The organism is Synechococcus sp. R6-10 (genome assembly GCF_047461815.1).
In the GTDB taxonomy this organism is placed as follows: domain Bacteria; phylum Cyanobacteriota; class Cyanobacteriia; order Thermostichales; family Thermostichaceae; genus Thermostichus.
The window spans coordinates 1-14,590 of record NZ_JANSHW010000279.1; the positions used below are offsets into that span (position 1 = coordinate 1).

The following is a 14,590-nucleotide window of genomic DNA, read 5'->3' on the forward strand; positions in this document are numbered from 1 at the left end:
CTTCATCAAAGCACATTCCTCCCGACACCGACCCTACGGGTACAGTGCGGGGCTCCTGCGATTTCTAGCTGACGCTCCAAAAAAGTGGCAGGGGCCTGCAGATACACTTGGCCAAAAGGACTCCGTCCCGCTTACGCGATCGGCAAAACCGCTCGGCAATCGCGATCGATGGCCAGGCCAACGGCTGCACCAAACTCCAGCAGCTCGACAATATGAGCTTTCTCCAGCAACAGCCCATGGGATCCCATTCCCTTAACCAGCCAAACCTGACCGCTGCGTACCTGCTCCAGAAGGGTAGAGGGATCCCGAAGCCTAGCCCAGAGTGGCGGTTCAACCTGCTTTCCAGGGCACGTCTGACCCGTACAGCCCAGTGAGTCAGAGCCGTTGATGGGTGTGGGGGTGCTGTTTGATGTTGTCGGCATCCTTCACCTCCACAACCGCGTTGAGGATCCGTCGCGGCTCAACGCTGTGATTGAGCCTGAACACCCCCCGCTCTGGAGTGCAGGTTTGGTGCAGGGGGATATGGCGAAACTGGGGCTTGCTGCGATAGGTGCGGGCCGCTGCCTGCACCCGTTCCACGAAGTCTTCTCCCAACAACACCCCTGGCGGGAAAACATCGGCAGGCAAAGTTGGGATCCCGTTGTTCACGATCTCGGCGTAGGTTGTGGCGTAGAGGAGAAGATAGGAAGTGCTGCGGCGTTCTTGGGCCAGGCAGTCCAAATCGGCAGCAGGTACCGGCTCGGCCACCAAAACCTCTACCAGGCGGCCTTCCTGATCCTGCTGGAAACAAGTGGCCACTCCCAGTACCACGTACTCCAGTCCTTGCACTGGGCTAGAGCCAAGGTGGGTTTGAGCAGTATCCGACATCGGTGCCGATCTCCAAGCGGGGGAGCAAATTTTTGAGGCTCCGGCAAGCGCCAAGATCCCTCAAGCCGGGCGCAGTTCTCACCATAGCAACAATTTTTGCGTCGGGCAGCGGGAGCTGTTGCAAGATAGAAGGCGGATCCCAGCCTAGCTCTCTGTGAAGGATGACAGGGGCAGCATTTGGCTACAGGGATCCAAAATTTGCTTTACTGTAGCGAAGCGGGGTCAGTACTGCCCGAGGGGAGCAAGGGGTTGGGTTCCAGGCACCTTTGGCAACCCTTGATTCATCATTATCTAGGAAATACTTGCTCTAAGGATCCGACCATGGCGGATGGCGAATACAGACCAGGCTTGGAAGGCGTTCCAGCCACACGCTCCAACATTAGTTTTGTGGATGGCCAGGCGGGGATCCTGGAATATCGGGGCATCCCCATCGAGGAATTGACCGCCCACAGTACCTTTCTGGAGACAGCCTACTTGCTGATCTTTGGAAAGCTGCCGACCCAATCGGAGCTGGACAACTTTGATCAGGCAATCCGCAGTCATCGACGGGTGAAATACCGCATCCGCGACATGATCAAGTCGTTTCCAGAGTCGGGCCACCCGATGGATGCTCTGCAAACCTGTGTGGCGGGCTTGGGGCTGTTTTACCCGCTGCGGGAGATGGATCCCGACTATGTATTCGGCACCGTCACCCGCTTGCTCTCCAAGCTGCCGACCATGGTGGCCATGTTCCACCAGATGCGACAGGGCAACGATCCCATTCCCCCGGACGATAGTCTGGATCACGCTTCCAACTTTCTGTACATGCTCTCGGGCAAGAAGCCGGATCCCTGGTTGGCCCGCATTTTTGACATCTGCCTGATCCTGCACGCCGAGCACACAGTCAATGCCTCCACGTTTGCCCTTCTGGTGAGCGCTTCCACGCTGGCTAACCCTTACAGCAGCCTGGCCACGGCGGTGGGTACCCTTTCGGGGCTGTTGCACGGGGGGGCCAACCAACAGGTGATGATGCTGCTGCGGCAAATTGGCTCGGTGGAAAATGTGCGCTCGTTTATCGAGGAGAAACTGGCCAAAAAACAGCGCATCATGGGCATGGGGCACCGAGTCTACAAGGTGAAGGATCCACGGGCCACCATCCTGCAGCGGCTGGCTGAGGAGCTGTTTGAGCGCTACGGCCACGACAAGTACTACGACATCGCCCTGGAAGTGGAACGGGTGTGCGAGGAGTTGCTAGGGCCGAAGGGGATCTACCCGAATGTGGACTTCTACTCAGGGTTGGTCTACGCCAAGCTGGGGATCCCAGAAGATTTGTTTACACCGGTGTTTGCCATTGCCCGAGCGGCGGGTTGGCTGGCCCATTGGCGGGAGCAGTTGTCCGATAATCGGCTTTTCCGACCCACCCAGGTGTACACAGGTGAACGCCAGCAACGCTACATCCCTATAGAAGAGCGAGGTTGAGAGCCGTTTGACAGGGCGCTGGGCCGGGATCCAAACTCAGTAAGGCCCAAGTCGTGCGTGAGGTGGTGTGTTGAGCCTCTTGGACTCTCCCCTTTGGCGAGACGGATTCACCCTGTTTCTGAGCCTTGTGGTGCAGGCCATGCCATTTCTGCTGCTGGGGGTGTTTCTGTCGGGGCTGCTGGCGGTGTTTGTCGAGGGATCCCAGTTGGCCCGTTTCCTGCCCAAAGGCAAAATCGGCAGCGCGGTGGCCGGTGGCGCTTTAGGATTCTTTTTCCCGGTGTGCGAGTGCGGCAACCTGCCGGTGGCCCGTCAACTGGTGATCAAAGGGATCCCACCCCACGTGGCGGTGGCCTTTCTGTTGGCGGCGCCGGTGTTTAACCCGGTGGTGATCTTTTCCACTTGGATTGCCTTTCGCTCCATGCCGGAGCTGGTGATCTACCGAGTTCTCTTTTCCTTCGGCATTGCGGTTGTCGTCGGCTTGATCTTCAGCCTTCAAAAGGATTTCCAGCCTCTGTTGCAGCCGTCAGTCTGGCGGGAGCTGCAGCGCAATTTCTCCCAAGAAGCTGATCCGAAGAACATCTCCCGCTCGCCGTTGTTGCAGGGGGGCACCTTCTGGATTGGATCCCAGAGCCCTGCTCAAGGGGCCTCTGGCGGATCCCTGGCCACTTTACAAACGGCTGAAGATGTGTATCGCTCTGCTCTGGCCGCTGCGCCTTCTCCCTCCAGGGGACAAAAAGGAGTTCTCCTGCTGCAGACCTGGGCCAGGGAGATCCGCGAATTGGGATCCGTGCTCATCTTGGGCTCGGCGATGGCGGCCCTGATTCAAACGGTGATCCCGCGTTCGTTTGTGCTGGATTATGGCCAAGATGCATTGCTCTCAATCCTGATCATGATGGCCCTGGCCGGGATCATCTCCATCTGCTCGACGGTGGATGCCTTTTTCGCCCTCTCCTTTGCCGCCACCTTCACGCCGGGATCCCTGTTGGCTTTTATGGTGTTTGGGCCGATAGTAGACTTGAAAGCCATAGGCTTGATGCTCACTCTGTTCAAGCCCCGCGCCATTTTCTACTTCGTGATCTTGGTCTTTCAGCTTACTCTGGTGGGAGCTTTAGCCATCAACTACTATGGCAGTTAAAGCGTTTGTTTGAACCTTTCTCCACAGGGACACCCTCTCCATCCACTCTTCGTCAAATACAGTCGCTTCAGTTTAGGGTAAGACGCCTGGGCTCCTGATCGCGCCAGCGGGACGGAGTCCTTGAAAAGCCTTCCGGCTCGGTGCACTTTAAGTGTGGGTGCAGTGTCCTGCTTTAAATCGAAATGACTATAGAAAGAGTTGCCTGGATAAGGTTTGTCACCAGAGGACTCTGCTCCCAGACGGTTGAGAACTCAGGTGTTACAGGTTTTATTGTAGTAAACTCAAGAAGGACGTAGTCTGGATTTCATAATTATCGCGACCCTATTTTTCAGCAGGACAAAGCTATGAGCAATCTATACTCGACAGACTTTAACTTGTGGATTGACCGAACAACCCGGCTATTGCGGGAAAGGCGCTGGCATGAAATTGACCTAACACACTTAATTGAAGAGGTTGAGAATTTGGGCAAGAGCGAACGACGAGGGATTACCAGTCAATTAACTCGCCTTCTGCTGCATCTACTCAAGTGGCAATATCAACCTCAGCGCCGTTCAGATAGCTGGCTAGATTCCATTACAGATGCGCGAACCCAAATCGGATTGGCCATAGAAGATAGCCCTAGCCTAAAAGGTTATCTGGTAGAGCAACTTGAAGAGAGTTATCAACGGGCGCGCCGCCAAGCAGCCAGGCAAACGGGGATAGAAATCTCGACATTTCCAGATGTCTGTCCCTACTCTCCAGAGTTGGTGCTTGCAGAGGACTGGCTGCCGGAAGTTTGACAGTCCACACCACAAAGCATTTAACGGTGGACAGCATTCCCACAGTACTGACTGTAGAGCTTTGGACTGGTGTTGTCCTGCCCAGACAATCCATCAGGGATTAAACATGGGCAATACAGATAGACCAAGGCCAATTGCTGTGCTACTGTTGCTATTCCTCAAGCAGAGGCGCGCTCCTGCCAGGTGCGCATCTTGCCCGGATTGAGCAGGCCATAGGGATCCACTTCTTCTTTAAAACGAATCTGGCGCGGATCCATCACCTTACGCCCACCGTCTTCGATGATGAAAGTGTGGGGGTTGGCAATAAATACTCCCTGCTCTTCGTGGTAGCGCATGATCTCGTTTAGACGCTCTTCGGTGGTAAAGCGGACAATTTGCAGGCCGACAGGGGTAGCTTGCCCGTTGATGCGAATCCACTCCAGGTGCATCAGCACTTCGTCGCCAAAATACTCGTACATGTGCTGCACCAGCTTCAGCTCCCGATCGGCGGGAAAAGCCGATTGTAAATAAGTCAGGCTGGGATCCACGCTGCGGCAGTGCAAAGTGGTGTGGTTCCAAGAAAATTCCCCCAGCGAGATCCCCTTGCTGGCCTCCTGGGCCGTTTTGTTGTAAACCACTTGGCCCCCATGTTCCCGGATCAGCTCCAACAGCGGCTCCAGGCTGCATTCGGCCACCATCAACAGGGCCACAGCGGATCCTTCTGGCAAATGACCCCGCAGCGGTGCAAAGTAGCTGGGGATCGGCCAAGCGTGCAGGCTGATCATCTTCTTGATGATCCCATCCGCATCGCCCAGGGCCTGGCCAAAATGGGCACAGGGCATAAACCCTCCTGCGGGGGGAAAAGCCACCACCAGCTCTGCCCAAGGGTAAGCAGGCGCCAGCGGAATCTCCACCTCGGTGATGATCCCATTGAGGCCCCAGGCATGGCTCACTTGGAACACCTCGTCTCCCCGCAGCTCCAGCACCCGCGGCTCTTCCTCCAGGGTGACCACCCGCAAACCCAAGATGTTGCCCCGATCCCGCAGTTGGCCGTAAGTCACAGAGCCAATGCCGCCGCTGCCGCCGGCAATGAACCCCCCGATGGTGGCCGTGCGATAGGTGGAAGGAGCCATGCGGATCTCCCAGCCCATCTCCCGGGTGTGTTTGTCGATGGCCATCAACTTGGCCCCCGCCTGCACCCGCGCCAAGCCCGGCTTTGCCCAAAGCACCTGGTTGAGCTTGCCCATGTCCAGGATCACACCCCCGGCCAGCGGGATACATTGGCCGTAATTACCGGTACCGGCACCGCGCACCGTAACCGGGATCCGCAGCCTGGCACAGGCCGCTGCCACCCGCATCACCTCGGCCTCATCGGCGGGGCGCACCACCAAATCTCCCCGCTTGTCGCTCAGTTGTCGGCTCAGCACGGGGCTGTAGTGGTAAAAATCCAACGACAACTTGGCCACCTGAGCCGGATCAGTGATGATCTCAATACCCTCTAAGTCAGAACGCAAAGCCTGCAGCTTGTCAGGAGCGGCAACGATCATAGGTATCCGTATTTGGATGCAACGGTTCTTCAGACTCCATCATCGGCAGAAATTGCCTGCAAAAGGGTTTGCCGAGAACAGTATGAGAAGGATCCCTGTCCGGCCAGGTCGATTAGCCGAAGCGGCCCTCCACATAATCTCTTGTGGCTTGCTTGGTGGGGCTGTTGAAGATGACTTCAGTTCTGTCAAATTCAATCAGCTCGCCCACACGGTTGGATCCCACCAGCTCCACGCTGAAGAAAGCCGTCATATCCGAGACGCGGCTGGCCTGCTGCATGTTGTGGGTGACGATGATGATGGTATATTCCTCCTCCAGCTCCTTCATCAGCTCCTCAATGCGGCGGGTGGAAATGGGATCCAGTGCCGAACAGGGCTCATCCATCAAAATCACATCCGGCTGTACCGCCAGAGCGCGGGCAATACACAAGCGCTGCTGCTGCCCTCCCGACAGCGACTGACCATTTTCTTTCAACTTGTCTTTGACTTCATCCCAGAGGGCAGCCCGTTTCAGCGAGGTTTCCACCACCTCGTCCAAGTCTACCTTCATCCCCAGCACCCGCGGGCCGTAGGCCACGTTGTCGTAAATGCTTTTGGGGAAGGGATTGGGTTTTTGGAAGACCATGCCGATACGCCGCCGCACCGCCACCGGATCGACCTCTTTGGCGTAGAGATCCTTGCCGTGGTAGGTGAGCTTGCCCTCTACACGAGCACCGGGGATCAAATCGTTGGTGCGGTTAAAACAGCGCAGAATCGTGCTTTTGCCACAGCCGGAAGGGCCGATAAACGCAGTAATCTGTCGGGCTGGGATGTCCAGAGTAACATTTTTTACCGCCAGATTGGAGCCATAGTAGACATTCAGGTTCTCGGTCCTGAAAACGTAAGAGGTCTGGTTAAGAGATTGAGTTTGCATGGCAGCACTCACAAAAAGAGCTAGAGTTCGACGAAGAGTTCGATTCAAGACTTTGTTGAGAATCCTCAGGCTATTTCCTGGTCTTGTACACCAAAAAGCGAGCGGTCAAGCTGGCCGCCAAAACAATGGCTAACAAAACCAAAGCGCCCGCCCAAGCCAGCTCCTGCTGCACCCTGTAGGGAATGATGGAGAAAAAGTAGACCATCACCGGCAAGGTAGCCACCGGGCCAAATAGATTAGTAGACCAGAAATTGTTGTTGAAGGCGGTAAAGAGCAGAGGTGCAGCCTCGCCTGCCGCTCGGGCCAAAGCCAGGATTAGCCCGGTTACGATGGCCGGTGCCGCTGCCGGCAAAACAACGCGCATTGTGGTCTGAAAGCGATTTGAGCCCAGGCCAAGGGAAGCCAAGCGCATGTCGGGCGAAACCAGCAGCAACGCCTCCTCGGTGGAGCGGATGACAATCGGCAGCATCAGCACGCCAAAAGCCACCCCTCCCGAGAAAGCCGAAAAGCCGGATCCCCTCACCACCACAGCATAGGCAAACAGGCCGCAGAGAATGGCCGGTACCCCCGTGAGCACATTGCAGGAAAACTTAACCAGATAAGCCAAGCGGGTGCCGCGACCGAATTCAGACAAGTACACTGCCGCCAAGATGCCGAAGGGAAAGCTCAAAGCCGCCCCCGTAGCCAGCACCATTAAATTGCCGACAATTGCGTGACCAAAGCCCCCTTCCGCCAGGCCAGGGGCAGGGTAGCGGGTCTGGGTGAGGACATCCCAATTTATCCGCTGGATGCCTTCCTTGCCCACATCCCACAGCACCCAAGATAGGGAAGCTATGATCACCGCCACAAAGAGGCCACTCAGCAGGGTTAGGACAATGCCTGTGTAATTGCGGACAGGGGCAATGGCGGCACGAGTAATGTCGATGTCAACCTTCTCAGGGGCAATCTGTGCTGAGTCGGACATGATAACAGTGCTCCTTTATCTTCTTTCTGCTTCCCAAGTTACTGCTCCAAGTTTCGAAACTTGCGGATGATGATCTCGGCAACAATGTTGACCAATAACGTCAGCACCATCAGCACCACGCCGGCATACATGAGAGCCGAAACCTGCAAGCGTCCTGCCTCGCCAAACTGAGAGGCAATCAAGCCGGTAATGGTGGATCCCGGCTGCATTAGGGAGATATTGATGCGGTTGGCGTTGCCGGAAAGCATGGCCGCTACCATGGTCTCTCCCAGGGCCCGTCCCAGCGCCAGCATGATCGAGCTGACAATGCCCGACAGGCCGGCAGGGATCATCACCGTTAAGATGGTCTCCCAGCGGGTTGCCCCCAAAGCCAAAGCCCCCTCTTTTAGGCTGCGTGGCAGAGATTCAAGGGTACTGCGGGTAATGGAGATGATGATGGGAGAGATCATGATCCCCAGCACCACAGCCACTATCAACAAGCTGGGCCCCCGCGGAGCCGGGCCACCCAAGAAAGGGATCCAACTCAGCGTCTGGTTAATGGCTCGAAAGATGGGCCGCACTGCTGGAATCAGCACAAAGATCCCCCACAGCCCCAGCACCACACTGGGAATGGCCACGATCAGCTCAACGGCAAAGCCAATCGGCTCCGTTACCCACTTGGGGGCAAAACCTTCCGCCAGGAAGATGGCAGTGCCAATGCCCAGAGGGATGGCAAAAATCAAAGCCACCAGAGAGGTTACCAAACTGCCATAAATCTGTGGTAGCACCCCATAGATGTTTTCCACCGGGTTCCAGCGGGCAGTAACCAGGAAGCCCAAGCCAAACTGCTGAATCGCCGGCAGAGCCGCTTCGGTGGTTTGAAGAATCACCCAGATGAGGATAATGCCGGCAAACCCTGCCAAGGCCAGCGTCAGGCGGACAAAGCCCACATCAACAGCCCGAGACAGGCTCGCCTTTTTCTCAATGTCAACATCGATATCCGGGTTTGGTGGTGAACCATAACCCGTAGCCGCTGAAGTCATAGCCTCTCTCCCATGATCATCTTCGGTTCAAAACTTTCCTAAAAATCCCACCGTGCAAGGTAAGCCCAGCAGCCGACCGAGAAAGCCTCATCTGCCTCCTCAGCCGGCCACCAGCTCCACTCTAGTGGAGTTCAGGCTGCAACCCAGTCATCGCACCGCATTGGGGTTAACGGTGATGGCATCCAGCTCTGCAAAGATCCGCTGGATAGCCGCCTCAGGCATAGGGATGTAGTCCAGCTCCTTGGTGATGGCTTGACCCTCTGGCCCCTGGGTCCACTTCAGAGCCTCCACCAGCTTGGTCAGCTTCTGCTGATCGGGATACTCGCGGTACAGCATCACCCAGAACAAGCCCACGATTGGGTAGTCATTTGGCCCTTCAGGGTCGGGCACCAACAGCGCAAAGTTATCAGGAATGGGAGCATCAAGCGCCGAGGTAGCTGCCTCAGTCGAGAACTCAACAATGTTGCCCGCTTTGTTTTCCAGGCGAGCAGTGGTCATCTTTTCCAGCTTGGCATAGGACTGGTTCACGTAGCCAATTGCCCCTGGCTCCTGCTTGATGGTGGCGGCTACGCCCTCATTCCCTTGGGCTCCAATGCCAACAGGCCACTCGACAGAAGTACCAGCACCGGCTGTCCAATTAGGGCAGACAGTTCTGATGTGGTTGGTGAACACAAAGGTAGTCCCAGAACCATCAGAGCGGTGTACCCAGGTGATGTCCAGGGGTGGCAGCTTGTTTGCTATACGTGGGTTCTCGGCCTTGATGCGAATGTCGTCCCAGCGAGTGATCTCGCCGGTCACGATGCCGCAGTAGGTTTTCCGCTTCAGGATGAGCTCTCCGTCTTCAATGCCGGGCAGGTTATAGGCAAACTCGATGGCCCCTCCCGCCAGAGGCAACTGTAGGGGCTCATAGCGGTATTTAGCTCGGAAGTTTTCCAGGCGAGCACCGGAGAAAGGCGCCTCGGAAGCGCCGAAGTCCACAGTGCCATTGATCACCTGCTCTAGGCCAGCACCACTACCGACAGACTGATAGCTGACTTGCACAGTGGGGTCTACGGTGCGGTTGTAGGCGTCAAACCAACGTTGCAGCAAAGGAGCCGCAAAGGTCGCGCCCGCCCCGGAGATTTGCACGGTTTGGGCTTGAGCCGAGGTCGCTGTTAGAAATCCTACTGTTAGAGCGGTGAGGGAGAAAGCAGAAAGCAGGGTTCGCATAGGTAATATCTGTGGCAAATCAACATCTTCAACCCTATAACCTCAAAGTTAACGGAGGGATATCTAAAGGTTAACTTTGGGTTAAGTCAAGAGAAAAAATCGATATTTTTTGAGTATACTGACTCGTTTCCAAACCTCGATTTTCCATCTGGTGGTCTTGGCCAGTTTGGATTTCAGCAAAATCAGGATCCTGGAGCCCAGGATCCGCGAAAAGGTCTAGCTGCTGAACTTCTATCTCATTTGACAACCAATCAAACGGACACAACTTGAATAAGAGCTAAGCTGGGACGGCTGCAAAAAAACTCGATCCAGATCCAAGATGTGTAAAATTTGAGACAAAGATGTTGCTCACCTCTCGGCAAGCTTGGACATGATTTCAGCAGGGCGGGAAAAGCTCTGGCCAGAGCTTCTTCCGACTTTTGACAGTTTTGACAGAGAGAATTAGCTAGGAGATGGACTTCAACACTCCAGACGTGGGGCAGCTCTACATGTTCCCCGAGCAGAGAAAGATCTGGGCTCTAAGCTGGGATCCGCCCGCCCCCCATGAGGTACAGCAGAGCCATGCGCACCGCCACGCCGTGGGTGACCTGCTGCTCAATCAGGTTCAAGCCGGGATCCTCCATCACCTCGGAGCTGAGTTCCACACCGCGATTGACCGGGCCGGGGTGTAAAACCCTCACCTCTGGGTGGCACAGGCGCAGCCGCTGCCGCGTGAGGCCGAAGAAGTGATGGTACTCCTGCAAGCTGGGGAGAAGGAACTCGCCCATGCGCTCCTGTTGCAGGCGTAGGGTGATAACAAAACGCGCCCCTTCGAGGGCAGGCTCCAGCTGCCAATGGACAGGGAGCGTGTGGCCGGGTACAAACTGGGCAAAATCTTTGGGCAACAGGGTGGGAGGGCCGGCTAAGTGAACCTCAGCTCCGGCGGCCACCAGGGCGTAGATATCGGAGCGGGCCACTCGCGAGTGGAGAATATCGCCAACAATGGCGATTTTGATCCCTTGCAGCAACTCCAGACGGGGACGCCGGGGATCCAGATGGCTGCAGAGGGTAAACAAATCCAGCAGGCCTTGAGTGGGATGTTCGTGCAGGCCATCCCCAGCATTGAGAACGCCCACAGGGGATCCACGGCGGTCGATCTCGGCAGCTAATTGTTGGGGCACTCCTGCCTGGGCATGGCGAACGATTAAGAGATCGGATCCCATGGCCAGAAAGGTGCGGGCCGTATCCAAAAGCGTCTCCCCCTTGCCCAAGGAAGAAGTGCCAGGGGAAAAGTTGAGCACATCGGCCGAAAGGCGCTTGGCCGCCAGCTCAAAACTGGTACGGGTGCGGGTGGAAGGCTCGAAGAACAGCGTCACCACCACCTTCCCCTGCAGGGTGGGCACCTTGGGCAACCGCCGCGTCAACACCTCCTGGAAACTGGCGCTGGTCTGCAAAACCATCTGGTATTCTTCGGGAGTAAAATCCGCCAAGCCCAAGACGTGCTGCCGCTGCCAAACCATAGGGGATCCCTCAAATGCCCAAGCGGGCAAAGATCTCGTCTAGGTGAGTTAGGTGGCGCTGGGGATCAAAGCAGTCCTGCAGTTCTGCCTCGCTCAGGTGGGCCATCACTCGGGGATCCGCCAGCAGATTGGCGCGGAAATCCCCGCCGGGCTGGTTCCAGGCGCAGTGAGCATTTTCCTGCACCAGGCGGTAAGCTTCCTTGCGGCTAAGGCCCTTCTCCACTAAAGCCAGCAGCACCTGCTGGCTGAAGATGACGCCGCCGTAGAGGTTGAGGTTGCGCTCCATGTTGCCGGTGTGAACCTGCAGGTGGCGCACCAGGTCGGCCATGTTCACCAGCAGGTAGTGGCAGAGAATGGAGGCATCGGGCAGGATAACCCGCTCCACCGAGCTGTGGGAGATGTCCCGCTCATGCCAAAGGGGGATGTTTTCTAGGGCCGAGACGGCATACCCGCGCAGGAGACGGGCCAGCCCCGTCAGTTGTTCCGCCTTGATGGGGTTGCGCTTGTGGGGCATAGCAGAGGATCCCTTTTGGCCGGGGGCAAAGTACTCCTCAGCCTCCAGTACCTCTGTTCGCTGCAGGTGGCGGATTTCAGTAGCAAAGCGCTCTAGGGAAGAGCCAATCAGAGCCAAGGTTTGCACGTATTCAGCGTGGCGATCCCGCGAGATTACCTGTGTCGAGGCTGTATCGGGCTTCAGGCCCAGGCGAGCGCAGGCCAACTGCTCCACCTGGGGAGGCACGTTGGCGTAGGTGCCCACGGCGCCAGAGATCTTGCCCACCGCCACCACTTCCCGCAGGCGAGCTAGGCGCTCTTGGTGGCGCAGGCACTCGGCCAGCCACCCTGCCAGCTTAAAGCCAAAGGTAATCGGCTCGGCGTGAACACCGTGGGTGCGGCCGATCATGAGGGTGTAGCGGTGCTGCCGAGCTTGGTCGCGGATAGCAGCGATGAGGTCGGCCAGGCGAGCTTGCAAGATCTCCACCGAGGCCACAAGCTGCACGGCCAGAGCGGTATCCAACACGTCCGAGCTGGTCAGGCCCAGGTGGATGTAGCGCCCTGCCTCGCCCACGTGCTCGTTGAGGTTGGTTAGGAAGGCAATAACATCGTGCTTCACTTCCGCCTCAATTTCCAAAACCCGCGCCGGGTCAAAGGCGGCTTTGGCTCTGATCTCCTGCAGGGCTTCTTGCGGGATCCGCCCCAGCTCCGCTTGCGCTTCACAGACAGCCAGCTCCACCTGCAGCCAGGTCTGGAGCTTGTGGGCAGTGGACCAAATCTGGCCCATTTCGGGCAGAGTGTAGCGCTCGATCAAGGTGCCTTTTCCGTCGGTACAGTAGGATGAGCTAGGCTATTTTAGCCTTTGGCGTCCCCCCTCGAGGAAAAGCCGCTGGGGGATCCCTGCGGGCTTGGCTTGCGGTGTCGAAGGAGCAGCAAGGAGTTTGCAGATGACCGTCGGAGCTGTGCCAACTCAGGGAAAAAGAGCTTGGACAGCCGAAGAATTCATGGCGTTGTCCAGGGAGGGACATCGCTACGAGATTGTTGATGGGAAGCCAATTGATATGGGAAGCGCGGGGGCACTCCATGGTTATGTCTGCAGCCTCCTATTGGCAGCTTTGACCCCCTACGTTTTGTCCAACAAGCTGGGGATCGTTTTAGATTCCAGCACTGCTTTTAAGATGAAGAGTGGAAATTGGCGCTCCCCTGACATCTCTTTTTTTGCTAAAGAACGCTTGCAGGGCATGGCTGAACTGCCCACAGGATTTTTGGAAGGCGCTCCAGATCTGGCTGTTGAAGTGCTTTCCCCCCGCAATACGGTTGAAGAAATTCATGACAAGCTGGTGGAGTACTTTGAAAATGGCAGCCGCCTGGTTTGGCTGGTTCACCCCAGCGAGCACTACGTCCTGGTGTATCGCAGCTCTCAAGAGCCTGACCGCCTCCTGAAATCGGTTGATCTTCTAGAAGGTGAAGAGGTTATTCCAGGATTTGCCCTGCCGGTGGCTCATCTATTCCAGAAGCTTTCCTTGTAACATCCCCCCGCCCTCACTCTAGCCAATAGAGCTTGGGCCTCCCAACCTTGCCATTGGGCATTCCTGCCCCGCGTCACAGAACGACTTGGCAGAGGAGTCGGTATCTCGACCCTGACTTTCCCGCCAGAGCGCGGAACTTGTAGCTCCCCGCACCCCTTGCAAGTTAAGTGCAGGGGGTTGACCCTCTCGCCGACGGTCTATATTGAACTAGTTCGGGATCCGAAGAGGACGTCATTAGCGGTGCGGAGCACAATCAAGTGTCGATGGGGAAGGATAGCTCTGATAGGTTTCTTGGCAGCATTCCTCGCTCCTGCCCCTGCCATCTCTTTGCCTGCCTTCCCACCTCCTCCTGAGAAGACCTCGGCCCCAAACACCGCTTCCGAGTTCAACTGGCAGGGATCCCTCAAGTTGCTGCGGGGGGATCCCGTGGCTGCCCTGGCGGATCTGGATCGGGCGGTGCAGTTGGATCCCACCTATGCGCCGGCCTATGTGAACCGCAGCTACGTCTACAACCAGTTGCGCCAGCCCCAAGAGGCGTTGGCCGATGCGGAGCGGGCCATTCAGTTGGATCCGCGAATTCCAGAAGCCTACTTCAGCCGCGGCGTGGCCCACCTGCAACTGGGGGATCGAGAAGCCGCCATGGCCGACTTTCGCCAGGCCTTGGCTCTCTTTTCCAAGAGCGGCAACTTTGCCAACCAGGCCATCCTGCAGCAACTGCTGCGCCAGTTGGGGGTGGATTAGCCTTGAGTCTTTAGAGACTTGCGTTCTCCCAACCACTCTGATAAGGAAACTTCCTGAGCTTGCAGCCCAAAGACCTGACAAAAGGACTTCACCACCACCGGGGCCACTGCCGCCATCGTTACTCGGGGACAAAACTGAACCAGGGATCCCACCGGGCGATCAGGGATCCCACAGGGCACGATGGCCTCGAAGGCAGCTAGATCCGGGCAGACGTTGAGGGCAAAGCCGTGGTAGGTCACCCAGCGGGAGACCTTGATGCCGATGGCCGCCACTTTGCGCCCCTCCACCCAAACCCCTGTGAGGCCAGGGATCCGCTCCCCCCGCAGGCCAAAGTGGGCCACAGTTTCAATAAGCACCTGCTCCAGTTGGCGCAGGTACCAGTGGAGATCCAGACGGTGGCGCCTGAGGTTGAGGATCGCATAACCAACCCACTGGCCTGGCCCGTGCTAAGTGACTTCG

At 57.0% G+C, this 14,590-nt stretch carries 14 protein-coding genes and 1 pseudogene; 5 read left to right on the top strand and 10 right to left on the bottom strand.

Going from position 1 to position 14,590, the window contains the following annotated elements; genetic code table 11:
• Positions 1-131: 131 nt before the first annotated feature.
• On the bottom strand, positions 132-422 hold the full coding sequence (locus NW837_RS08565) for a hypothetical protein (protein WP_148202743.1): 291 nt from the start codon (positions 420-422) through the stop codon (positions 132-134).
• A complete protein-coding gene (locus tag NW837_RS08570; RefSeq protein ID WP_414330691.1) occupies positions 376-867 on the bottom strand; it encodes a hypothetical protein in 492 nt (163 codons plus the stop codon). Before NW837_RS08570 ends, NW837_RS08565 begins: the two co-directional genes overlap by 47 nt.
• A gap of 321 nt (positions 868-1,188) precedes the next feature.
• Between NW837_RS08570 and NW837_RS08575 the strand changes: the two genes are divergently transcribed.
• The 3 genes from NW837_RS08575 (at position 1,189) to NW837_RS08585 (ending at position 4,239) form a co-directional block, all read left to right on the top strand.
• The gene (locus tag NW837_RS08575; protein ID WP_414330694.1) at positions 1,189-2,325 is read left to right on the top strand and encodes a citrate synthase; all 1,137 of its coding nucleotides are present in this window, start codon (positions 1,189-1,191) and stop codon (positions 2,323-2,325) included.
• 79 nt (positions 2,326-2,404) lie between these two features.
• Positions 2,405-3,460 carry a permease gene (locus NW837_RS08580; RefSeq protein ID WP_414330706.1) on the top strand — a complete coding sequence of 352 codons (1,056 nt, stop codon included), beginning with the start codon at positions 2,405-2,407 and terminating at the stop codon, positions 3,458-3,460.
• Positions 3,461-3,804: 344 nt separating this feature from the next.
• Complete coding sequence (locus NW837_RS08585) at positions 3,805-4,239, top strand: DUF29 domain-containing protein (protein ID WP_011433505.1); 435 nt, start codon at positions 3,805-3,807, stop codon at positions 4,237-4,239.
• A 158-nt stretch (positions 4,240-4,397) separates the two neighbouring features.
• Here the strand turns inward: NW837_RS08585 and NW837_RS08590 are convergent, their stop codons facing one another.
• From NW837_RS08590 to purB, 7 genes are all read right to left on the bottom strand, one after another.
• Positions 4,398-5,765, bottom strand: coding sequence for an FAD-binding oxidoreductase (locus tag NW837_RS08590; protein ID WP_414330695.1), 1,368 nt, complete (start codon positions 5,763-5,765; stop codon positions 4,398-4,400).
• Positions 5,766-5,877: 112 nt separating this feature from the next.
• Complete coding sequence (pstB, locus tag NW837_RS08595; protein ID WP_099883872.1) at positions 5,878-6,675, bottom strand: phosphate ABC transporter ATP-binding protein PstB; 798 nt, start codon at positions 6,673-6,675, stop codon at positions 5,878-5,880.
• A gap of 70 nt (positions 6,676-6,745) precedes the next feature.
• The gene (gene pstA / locus NW837_RS08600) at positions 6,746-7,639 is read right to left on the bottom strand and encodes a phosphate ABC transporter permease PstA (protein ID WP_414330697.1); all 894 of its coding nucleotides are present in this window, start codon (positions 7,637-7,639) and stop codon (positions 6,746-6,748) included.
• Between the two features lie 38 nt (positions 7,640-7,677).
• The gene (gene pstC, locus NW837_RS08605) at positions 7,678-8,661 is read right to left on the bottom strand and encodes a phosphate ABC transporter permease subunit PstC (RefSeq protein ID WP_414330699.1); all 984 of its coding nucleotides are present in this window, start codon (positions 8,659-8,661) and stop codon (positions 7,678-7,680) included.
• 147 nt (positions 8,662-8,808) lie between these two features.
• Positions 8,809-9,870 (bottom strand): phosphate ABC transporter substrate-binding protein PstS, encoded by a 1,062-nt coding sequence (pstS, locus tag NW837_RS08610; protein WP_414330700.1) that lies wholly within the window; start codon positions 9,868-9,870, stop codon positions 8,809-8,811.
• A 518-nt stretch (positions 9,871-10,388) separates the two neighbouring features.
• Positions 10,389-11,369, bottom strand: coding sequence for an aspartate carbamoyltransferase catalytic subunit (locus NW837_RS08615; RefSeq protein ID WP_414330707.1), 981 nt, complete (start codon positions 11,367-11,369; stop codon positions 10,389-10,391).
• Positions 11,370-11,379: 10 nt separating this feature from the next.
• Positions 11,380-12,675: an adenylosuccinate lyase gene (gene purB / locus NW837_RS08620; RefSeq protein ID WP_414330702.1), complete on the bottom strand. Its 1,296-nt coding sequence runs from the start codon at positions 12,673-12,675 to the stop codon at positions 11,380-11,382.
• A gap of 133 nt (positions 12,676-12,808) precedes the next feature.
• Here purB and NW837_RS08625 point away from each other — a divergent pair, with 133 nt between their 5' ends.
• Both NW837_RS08625 and NW837_RS08630 read left to right on the top strand, forming a co-directional pair.
• Positions 12,809-13,390 carry a Uma2 family endonuclease gene (locus NW837_RS08625; protein WP_011430559.1) on the top strand — a complete coding sequence of 194 codons (582 nt, stop codon included), beginning with the start codon at positions 12,809-12,811 and terminating at the stop codon, positions 13,388-13,390.
• Between the two features lie 291 nt (positions 13,391-13,681).
• Positions 13,682-14,131 (top strand): tetratricopeptide repeat protein, encoded by a 450-nt coding sequence (locus tag NW837_RS08630; protein WP_414330704.1) that lies wholly within the window; start codon positions 13,682-13,684, stop codon positions 14,129-14,131.
• Here the strand turns inward: NW837_RS08630 and lipB are convergent.
• Positions 14,128-14,577, bottom strand: a pseudogene (gene lipB / locus NW837_RS08635) (lipoyl(octanoyl) transferase LipB); the annotation flags it as partial. The gene NW837_RS08630 and the pseudogene lipB sit on opposite strands and share 4 nt — an antisense overlap.
• Positions 14,578-14,590: the final 13 nt, after the last annotated feature.

Excerpts from the sequence above, each read along its gene's own strand:
- NW837_RS08565 (WP_148202743.1), bottom strand. The coding sequence starts at position 422 with ATGCCGACAACATCAAACAGCACCCCCACACCCATCAACGGCTCTGAC.
- NW837_RS08570 (WP_414330691.1), bottom strand. The coding sequence starts at position 867 with ATGTCGGATACTGCTCAAACCCACCTTGGCTCTAGCCCAGTGCAAGGA.
- NW837_RS08575 (WP_414330694.1), top strand. The coding sequence starts at position 1,189 with ATGGCGGATGGCGAATACAGACCAGGCTTGGAAGGCGTTCCAGCCACA.
- NW837_RS08585 (WP_011433505.1), top strand. The coding sequence starts at position 3,805 with ATGAGCAATCTATACTCGACAGACTTTAACTTGTGGATTGACCGAACA.
- NW837_RS08590 (WP_414330695.1), bottom strand. The coding sequence starts at position 5,765 with ATGATCGTTGCCGCTCCTGACAAGCTGCAGGCTTTGCGTTCTGACTTA.
- pstB (WP_099883872.1), bottom strand. The coding sequence starts at position 6,675 with ATGCAAACTCAATCTCTTAACCAGACCTCTTACGTTTTCAGGACCGAG.
- pstA (WP_414330697.1), bottom strand. The coding sequence starts at position 7,639 with ATGTCCGACTCAGCACAGATTGCCCCTGAGAAGGTTGACATCGACATT.
- pstC (WP_414330699.1), bottom strand. The coding sequence starts at position 8,661 with ATGACTTCAGCGGCTACGGGTTATGGTTCACCACCAAACCCGGATATC.
- pstS (WP_414330700.1), bottom strand. The coding sequence starts at position 9,870 with ATGCGAACCCTGCTTTCTGCTTTCTCCCTCACCGCTCTAACAGTAGGA.
- NW837_RS08615 (WP_414330707.1), bottom strand. The coding sequence starts at position 11,369 with ATGGTTTGGCAGCGGCAGCACGTCTTGGGCTTGGCGGATTTTACTCCC.
- NW837_RS08625 (WP_011430559.1), top strand. The coding sequence starts at position 12,809 with ATGACCGTCGGAGCTGTGCCAACTCAGGGAAAAAGAGCTTGGACAGCC.